The following is a 7267-nucleotide window of genomic DNA, read 5'->3' as shown; positions in this document are numbered from 1 at the left end:
GCCGATACGATCTCGCCAGCATGATCCCAAGGCTTGGATACGCTGTCGTCCACGCACCGCCGATGCCATACAGACTCCTGAAACTGGAGGAGGTTTATGGGTAAGCAGGACGACCTATAGCTATGCAGAGGGCACCATCGCGGCACTCCCTCCGTTGAAGACGCTGTCGGATAGAGGATACGATGCTTCTCGGATCGCCGGATAGATCGGCCACCCCGAGAATGTCGTCTAAAATCAATGCACCACTTAAGGAGGGACGATATCCTTTGTACCGTTAGAACGGGCGGGTACGATGCTGTCGTTGCAACCGTAATCTCCGTATCTTACGATGTAAGGTGGCGCGGCTGATTCCCAGGGAGACGGCAGCAGCCTTCACATTACCTTGCGATTGCGCTAGCGCACCGACCACGACGGAGCGCTCAGCTTCGATAAACGAAGATGATTCCAGTCCTGGCGCGCCTTCCAGGAGATCGCTCAGGCCCAGCGATCCGGCCAAAGCCGCATCGTCCAAATGCAGGGCAACCCGTGCCGCGTGTGTTGCTCCGACAACCTTACGATCTGAGTCGATCGCCAGCAGTGGCGCGGAATATGTATCCTCAGTCTCCGGTAAGATCATGATAAGATGGCGCGAGAAGAAGGCATGAAAGCACGATTGCTCGATCCGCCGCGCTGTGTTGCGCACGGACGCCATGACCAACGGCAGCACCCGCCCGGTAGCATCCGGGCGAAAGGACGAGATATCGAGCGCGCCGGCCACCTCACCCATGGCATTGAATATTGGTGCCACAGTGCAAGTTAGTTGTGTATGGCGCCGACGGAAATGCTGATCACGATGGATCGTGACCGGACGCCGCTCCGCCAGACAAGTGCCGACACCATTTGTTCCTTCGATGTCTTCACTCCATAATGCCCCTGTCCAGAGGCGCCAGTTCCGGCAACCGTTCTCATCACCATCGCGTGTGCGCCGTGCGATGATGGCCCCTGATCTATCCGCCAGTAAAACAGTGTAGTCGAAATTGCGAACCAATCCGTAAAGGTGATCCAATTCTGGATCGGCAGCGCGCAGCAGACGGCCAGCGTAGTCCCGTGCGTGACGCAATTCCATCCCGCTCAGCACGGTTGGAGGCTCTGTTCTCTCAGGATCGATATGATGTCTCACAAGACAACGCCGCCATGAAGCTGCAATTTCGAGAGGCGCGACGGCGGATGTTGCGCCCTCCCGGAGGACAGAGAATACGTGGTCCGCATGGTGCGATGCAGCAATTTTGGCCATGATTTCCTCCTTTTCATTGTTATTCACGAAAGGATAACACAGTGCGCATCCCTGTGCCATGACGTTGTGATGAGGCGTAACTGCATCATTTGGCGCATATCTGCGACACATTACGTGCCAGATGGTAAAAAATCCCGACACTGGTTTAATCAGGCTTTGACACTTATTCACGACCCCTCCTAGTTTTGGATCAACATTGATTGGAAGCTGACTATGCCAGGCAGTGTTATCCTGTGAATTGGCGAATTGGAGGGAACAGACAATGCAGATGAATCGAGCCGACCTGCTGCATGCCTATCGCACGATGCGAACGATTCGGGAGTTCGAGGAGCGGCTCCATGTCGAGTTCGCGACCGGCGAAATCCCGGGCTTTGTGCATCTGTATGCTGGCGAGGAAGCCTCGGCGGTCGGCGTGTGCATGCACCTGACCGACCGCGACAAGATCGCCAGCACTCATCGCGGTCACGGCCACTGCATCGCTAAGGGCGTCGAGGTGCAAGGTATGATGAGCGAGATCTATGGCCGCAAGGACGGGGTTTGCGGCGGCAAGGGCGGCTCGATGCACATCGCTGATATGTCCAAGGGAATGCTTGGTGCCAACGGCATCGTGGGGGGTGGGCCACCGCTGATCTGCGGCGCGGCGCTCACCGCTAAGGTGCTGAAAACCGGCGGCGTCGCTGTCGCCTTCTATGGCGACGGCGCCTCAAACCAGGGAACAACGCTGGAAAGTCTTAACCTGGCTACGATCTGGAAGCTGCCCGCCGTCTTCGTTTGCGAGGACAACGGCTATGCCGAGGCCACCTCGTCATCCTACTCGGTCGGCGGCAGTCAGGCCAAGCGCGCCGAGGGATTCGGGATGCCCTGCTATGAAGTGGATGGGTTCGATTTTTTTGCCGTGCATGATGCTGCGGGCGTGGCTATTGAACGGGCACGCAATGGCGACGGGCCCAGCATGCTGCATGTCAAGCTGGCCCGCTACTTCGGTCATTTTGAGGGCGATGCAACGACCTATCGGGCGCCGGGCGAAGTTGACCGCATTCGCGCAGAACAGGACTGCCTGCGCCGGTTCCGCCGGCTGGTGACCGAAGCAGCGCTGCTGGACAGCGGAGAACTCGATGCGGTGGACCATGCGGCCGCCGAGGCGGTGGAACTGTCTGTCCGTGGCGCCAAAGCCGGCATGCCGCCGGGCGACGCTGATCTGCTGACCGACGTCTACGTGGCTTACTGAAGGAGGAACGTGGCATGAGCAAGAAGAGCTATCGCGCGGCGATCAACGAGGCGCTGCGACAAGAGATGCGCCGGGATCCGACGATTGTCCTTATGGGCGAAGACATCGCTGGCGGTGCGGGCGCGCCGGGCGAGCAGGATGCATGGGGCGGCGTGCTCGGCGTCACCAAGGGTCTGCTCGGCGAGTTCGGCCGCGAGCGCGTGCTCGATACGCCGCTGAGCGAAAGCGCATATATTGGTGCCGCGGCGGGTGCCGCAGCGACCGGGCTGCGCCCCGTGGCGGAGCTCATGTTCGTCGATTTCGTCGGTGTCTGCTTCGATCAGATCTTCAACCAGGCTGCCAAGTTCCGCTACATGTTCGGTGGCAATGCACGCACGCCCATGGTGATCCGCGCCATGTACGGTGCCGGGTTCCGCGCGGCGAGCCAACACAGCCAGTGCCTGTATCCGCTGTTCACCCATATCCCCGGGCTCAAGGTCGTGCTGCCTTCGTCCGCCTATGAGGCAAAGGGCCTGCTGATCCAGTCCATCCGCGACGACGACCCGGTGATCTTTCTCGAGAACAAGATGGATTACGACGAAGAGGACGAAGTTCCAGACGAGGCCTATACCATCCCGTTCGGCGAGGCCAACCTGACGCGCGAGGGTGGCGACGTTACCATCGTTGCGTTCGGACGCATGGTGAAAATAGCCAACGAGGCTGCCGACCGGCTGGAGAAAGTGGGTATTTCCTGCACCGTGCTGGATCCGCGTACGGTCTCGCCGCTCGACACCGGCACCATCCTCGAATGTGTGCAGGAGACCGGGCGGTTGGTGATCGTCGACGAGGCTAGTCCCCGTTGTAATATGGCAACAGACGTGTCGGCGCTTGTAGCGCAAGAAGCATTTGGCGCGCTCAAGGCGCCGATCCGGATGGTGTGCCCGCCGCATGTGCCTGTGCCGTTCGCGCCCAACCTCGAGGATCTTTACGTGCCGAACGCCGACCGGGTGGAGGCGGCGGTGCGCGCCGTAATGGGATTCCAGGCCAGGGAGGTCGCCTGACATGGCCGGCATTATCCCCTTGACCATGCCGAAATTCGGTCTGGCAATGACCGAGGGCAAGATCGCATCCTGGACCGTGCCGGAAGGTGCCAAGATCGAGGTGGGCCAGGAAATCGCCGACATTGAGACAACCAAGATCACCAACGGCTACGAGAGTCCAGTGAAAGGCATACTCCGTCGCCGCGTGGCGGCGGAGCAGCAGGATCTGCCAGTCGGCGCTCTGATTGCGATCGTTGCCGATGCCTCGGTCTCCGACAGCGACATCGACGGTTTCATCGCCGAGTTCGAAGCTGAGTTCGCCATCAATCATACGCAGGAGCGAACCGAACCTGCATCGGAACCGGTCATCATTGAGGTGGATGGGTGTGCGATCCGCTATCTGGAAACCGGCCGGGAGCATGACGGGCCGCCGATCGTGCTCATCCACGGTTTTGGCGGCGATCTGAACAACTGGATGTTCAATCAGACAGGGCTTGCCGAGGACTACAGGGTGATTGCGTTGGATCTGCCTGGACACGGCGGTTCAAGCAAGAATGTCGGCGCAGGTGATCTCGAGACATTGTCCAATTTGATCATCAGGCTGCTTGCTGCATTGGAGATCCCAAAGGCACATCTTGTTGGACATTCGCTGGGCGGGGCGGTGGCGCTACGGATGGCACTTGATTCACCGGGTCGGGTGGCCTCGCTCAGCCTTATAAGTCCGACTTCGCTCGGAGAGGAGATCGACGCCGGTTTCATCGCGGGGTTCATTGAAGCTGGCCGGCGCAAGCAGATGCAAGCCATACTGGAAAAGTTATTTTGGAATAAGAGCCTAGTAAGTCGTGATATGACCGATGACGTGCTGAAGTATAAACGCATAGACGGTGTCACGATCGCACTTAGCACGATAGCGACCGCCAATTTTACCAATGGTCGGCAAAAAGAAATACTGCGCGGTCGCCTAGCGGGGCTCAGCGGCTTTCCGGTGCAAATCATCTGGGGCGACGGGGATGAGATTCTCCCGGTAAGCCACGCTCAGAACCTACCGGCCGGGATTTCTATTCATATCATCCACGATGTTGGACACATGCCGCAAATGGAGAAAGCGACCGAGGTCAATCGACTAATTTCGGATATGGTCGTTACCAGCAATGCGAGGACGTAACACATGCGCTGCCGACAGAATTTACCACTATAACCTATGCCGTGCGTTGTTGGCGTGGTGCGTTCCGCCACTGGAGAACGCCCGACATTATATAGATAGGTGGCAAGAAGATCACCATAACCGAGGCGTAGGTCGATCCCAAAAACCGGACTGTCGGTTAATGGTTTGGTTAAAAAACTTAATTTTAAAAGTGAGGGTTAGAAAATGATCGAAGATCTATCGAAAGTCCGCGCCGTCGTGACTGGCGCCGGACAAGGCATCGGCGCCGCGATTGCCCGTGGTTTGGCAGAGGCAGGTGCCCGTGTCGTAGTTGCGGATCTGAATGAAGACAATGCGCGCGATGTTGCTGCAGCAATTGGCGAGCGCGCGCGCTACGCTAAGGTCGATGTACGGAATCGTGAATCGGTGAAAGCCGCGATCGGGGTTGCGGTGCATGCGTTCGGCGGCTTGGACGCAATGTTCAACAACGCGGGCATCGCGCAGGTCCGTCCCTTTTTGTCGATTACCGAGGACGACTTTCACACCGTCATCGATGTGAATGCGATGGGCGTCATGATCGGAATGCAGGAGGCAATAAAGCAGATGCTGGCGCAGGGCACCGGCGGATCTATTGTCAATACCGCCTCCATTGCCGGCAAGCAAGGCTATGAACCGCTTGGCCATTATTGCGCATCTAAGTTCGCAGTTGTTGCTCTCACCCAGACGGCAGCGCGTGCCTTCGGTAAGGACAAGATTCGCGTGAACGCGATCTGTCCCGGCGTGGTCGACACGAACATGTGGAAGACGATCGATCAGGGATTTCGTGACAACAAATTGTCTACGGGCGTGGATGAGGCGTTCGAGAGATTTGCCGCAGGCGCGGTACTTGGTCGCGCCTCGCGGCCCGATGACATGGTCGGCGTCGCCTGCTTCCTTGCCTCCAGTGGATCTGCGTTTATGACTGGCCAAAGTCTGATGACCGACGGCGGTATGGTCTTCGTCTAACACCGTTGAATAGGAACCATCGCGTTGCAGCGCTCACCGCAGTGGTTACGCGAACGATCTACGGTCCGTCGAGAAGTCGTAGTTATCACAAGATCGCCGACACCAGGGAAAGACAAAAAAGACCTCCGGCGAAGCCGGAGGTCTAAAATTAGTTCCTATCTGAAGTCTACGATAAGCTAATCACACGAGCCTTCTTGGACCGCCGCAAGACCAACCCGAGACCGATCAGCCCCGTACCGAGCAGAACCAGCGAACCCGGCTCCGGAACATCGACGTTCTGGAAAGTTAGTTGCGCCGGTGCGCCATTGGCCTCTACATACCAAAGATTATACATACCCGGTGCCACCGAGAAGTACGTCGACGTGGCGAGTGTTGGGAGTTGGCTGTCGACTAGGTTCGTCGTATTGGCACTGTTCCAGAGGCTGATACCATCGTCGTGCACGATCGTCCCTGATAGAGCTTGGGGCGTGGTAAACGATAGCTCGAATAACGTAGCGCTCCCAAAAGATGAAGTGCTCAAAGGGAAGGTTGAGGTATAATTATTATAGAACTTCATATTCGTGATCGCCGATGACGGGTACCCCACGAACGTGTTGAACGGATTCGTTTGAGCTGCAGGGTTAAACCAGTTAGGAAGACCGGTATAATTGAACGTTGCTGCAAGATCGCTGGAGGTGGTGGCGAGCGGATTGCTCGGCAGCGCCTGCTGCGGCGAGCTAAAGTTATTCTCGTTAGGAGTTAGCGCATGCCAGGCGCTCACCTGAAACGTGATGGGCGACGCATGGGCAATGCCGGCTCCGAGAGTTGCCGCCACCACAGCGGCCCCGGCTAGTAATTTGAGTTTGATACGCATGGTTATCTCCTTCGTGATTGTTAGATTCTCTTTTTTTGTGCATAGCATAAAAATCTTAACATTTTTTGCTACCCCACTTTACTAGCAAATATCATGCCATTAAAATTATCATTGCTATTACAATCCATTGTGGAGACCCAATGAAAGAAACCAATTACACCTGTAAAATTTTTTGACACACCTTTGTGTAGAAAAAAGGTTGTATCAACAAGTAAAGGTTGTTCTATAATTGTATATCGTGCATAAGTTGCATATTGTTAAATATTGCATACTTTCTGTTATGCGAGCGAGTCCGGGGTTCTGCCGGGACTCCGGCTCAAAAAGCTAGCCCGTATGACTCCATTTTATCGGTGTCCTGTCGTTCGATGACAAATTTCGCGAAACTGATGCCTGAGGCGGAATTCAGGAGAAGATACGGCATGCTGTGGCGTAGGGTATTGGCCGCGACCAGCTCGGAGGGCGGGATGCCGAGCCGGATGGTACGCAACCAGGAGCCGAAGGATGCCCAGACGCGCTACGGGAAGTTGACGGCGAGATACTGAAGCAGTCGGTGAGGGCCGATCGCCCGGTCTGGGCAGGTCAATCAACGCAGGGCGCGAAGGGGATCTCGTCGTCGAGATCAGCGCCCATACCCGGTGTGAAGCCACCTGTGGCTCCGGCGGTCTCGCGCTGACGGGGGGTAGCGGCGCTCTCGCTGCCCTGTTGGCCAGCGCGGTTCGGCGAGCCGAGCAGGATCAGCTGACTG

Annotated in this window: 6 protein-coding genes and 1 pseudogene; 5 read left to right on the top strand and 2 right to left on the bottom strand. The window is 57.1% G+C overall.

Features of this window, described 5'->3' with window-relative positions; translation table 11 throughout:
- A pseudogene (locus ACP5E6_RS14880) lies at positions 1-104 on the top strand (IS1595 family transposase); the annotation flags it as partial.
- A 170-nt stretch (positions 105-274) separates the two neighbouring features.
- On the opposite strand, the gene ACP5E6_RS14875 reads toward ACP5E6_RS14880, so the two are convergent.
- On the bottom strand, positions 275-1300 hold the full coding sequence (locus ACP5E6_RS14875) for a GAF domain-containing protein (protein WP_427955242.1): 1026 nt from the start codon (positions 1298-1300) through the stop codon (positions 275-277).
- 235 nt (positions 1301-1535) lie between these two features.
- On the opposite strand from ACP5E6_RS14875, the gene ACP5E6_RS14870 reads away from it, so the two are divergent.
- From ACP5E6_RS14870 to ACP5E6_RS14855, 4 genes are all read left to right on the top strand, one after another.
- A complete protein-coding gene (locus tag ACP5E6_RS14870) occupies positions 1536-2501 on the top strand; it encodes a thiamine pyrophosphate-dependent dehydrogenase E1 component subunit alpha (RefSeq protein WP_427955240.1) in 966 nt (321 codons plus the stop codon).
- Between the two features lie 14 nt (positions 2502-2515).
- Positions 2516-3541: an alpha-ketoacid dehydrogenase subunit beta gene (locus tag ACP5E6_RS14865; RefSeq protein WP_427955238.1), complete on the top strand. Its 1026-nt coding sequence runs from the start codon at positions 2516-2518 to the stop codon at positions 3539-3541.
- A 1-nt stretch (position 3542) separates the two neighbouring features.
- The gene (locus ACP5E6_RS14860) at positions 3543-4685 is read left to right on the top strand and encodes an acetoin dehydrogenase dihydrolipoyllysine-residue acetyltransferase subunit (RefSeq protein ID WP_427955236.1); all 1143 of its coding nucleotides are present in this window, start codon (positions 3543-3545) and stop codon (positions 4683-4685) included.
- A gap of 204 nt (positions 4686-4889) precedes the next feature.
- Entirely contained in the window at positions 4890-5669 is a 780-nt protein-coding gene (locus tag ACP5E6_RS14855; protein ID WP_427955233.1) for an SDR family NAD(P)-dependent oxidoreductase, read from the top strand.
- A gap of 166 nt (positions 5670-5835) precedes the next feature.
- Here the strand turns inward: ACP5E6_RS14855 and ACP5E6_RS14850 are convergent, their stop codons facing one another.
- Positions 5836-6522: a PEP-CTERM sorting domain-containing protein gene (locus ACP5E6_RS14850; protein WP_427955230.1), complete on the bottom strand. Its 687-nt coding sequence runs from the start codon at positions 6520-6522 to the stop codon at positions 5836-5838.
- Positions 6523-7267 lie beyond the last annotated feature (745 nt).

It is taken from the genome of Acidiphilium sp. (genome assembly GCF_049977125.1).
In the GTDB taxonomy this organism is placed as follows: Bacteria; Pseudomonadota; Alphaproteobacteria; order Acetobacterales; family Acetobacteraceae; genus Acidiphilium.
Note: the sequence above shows the minus strand (reverse complement) of the source record. Positions and strands in the feature narration are given on the sequence as shown.

Bases quoted from the DNA above. Each gene is read 5' to 3' on its own strand.
- ACP5E6_RS14860 (WP_427955236.1), top strand. From the start codon at position 3,543: ATGGCCGGCATTATCCCCTTGACCATGCCGAAATTCGGTCTGGCAATG.
- ACP5E6_RS14870 (WP_427955240.1), top strand. From the start codon at position 1,536: ATGCAGATGAATCGAGCCGACCTGCTGCATGCCTATCGCACGATGCGA.
- ACP5E6_RS14865 (WP_427955238.1), top strand. From the start codon at position 2,516: ATGAGCAAGAAGAGCTATCGCGCGGCGATCAACGAGGCGCTGCGACAA.
- ACP5E6_RS14855 (WP_427955233.1), top strand. From the start codon at position 4,890: ATGATCGAAGATCTATCGAAAGTCCGCGCCGTCGTGACTGGCGCCGGA.
- ACP5E6_RS14850 (WP_427955230.1), bottom strand. From the start codon at position 6,522: ATGCGTATCAAACTCAAATTACTAGCCGGGGCCGCTGTGGTGGCGGCA.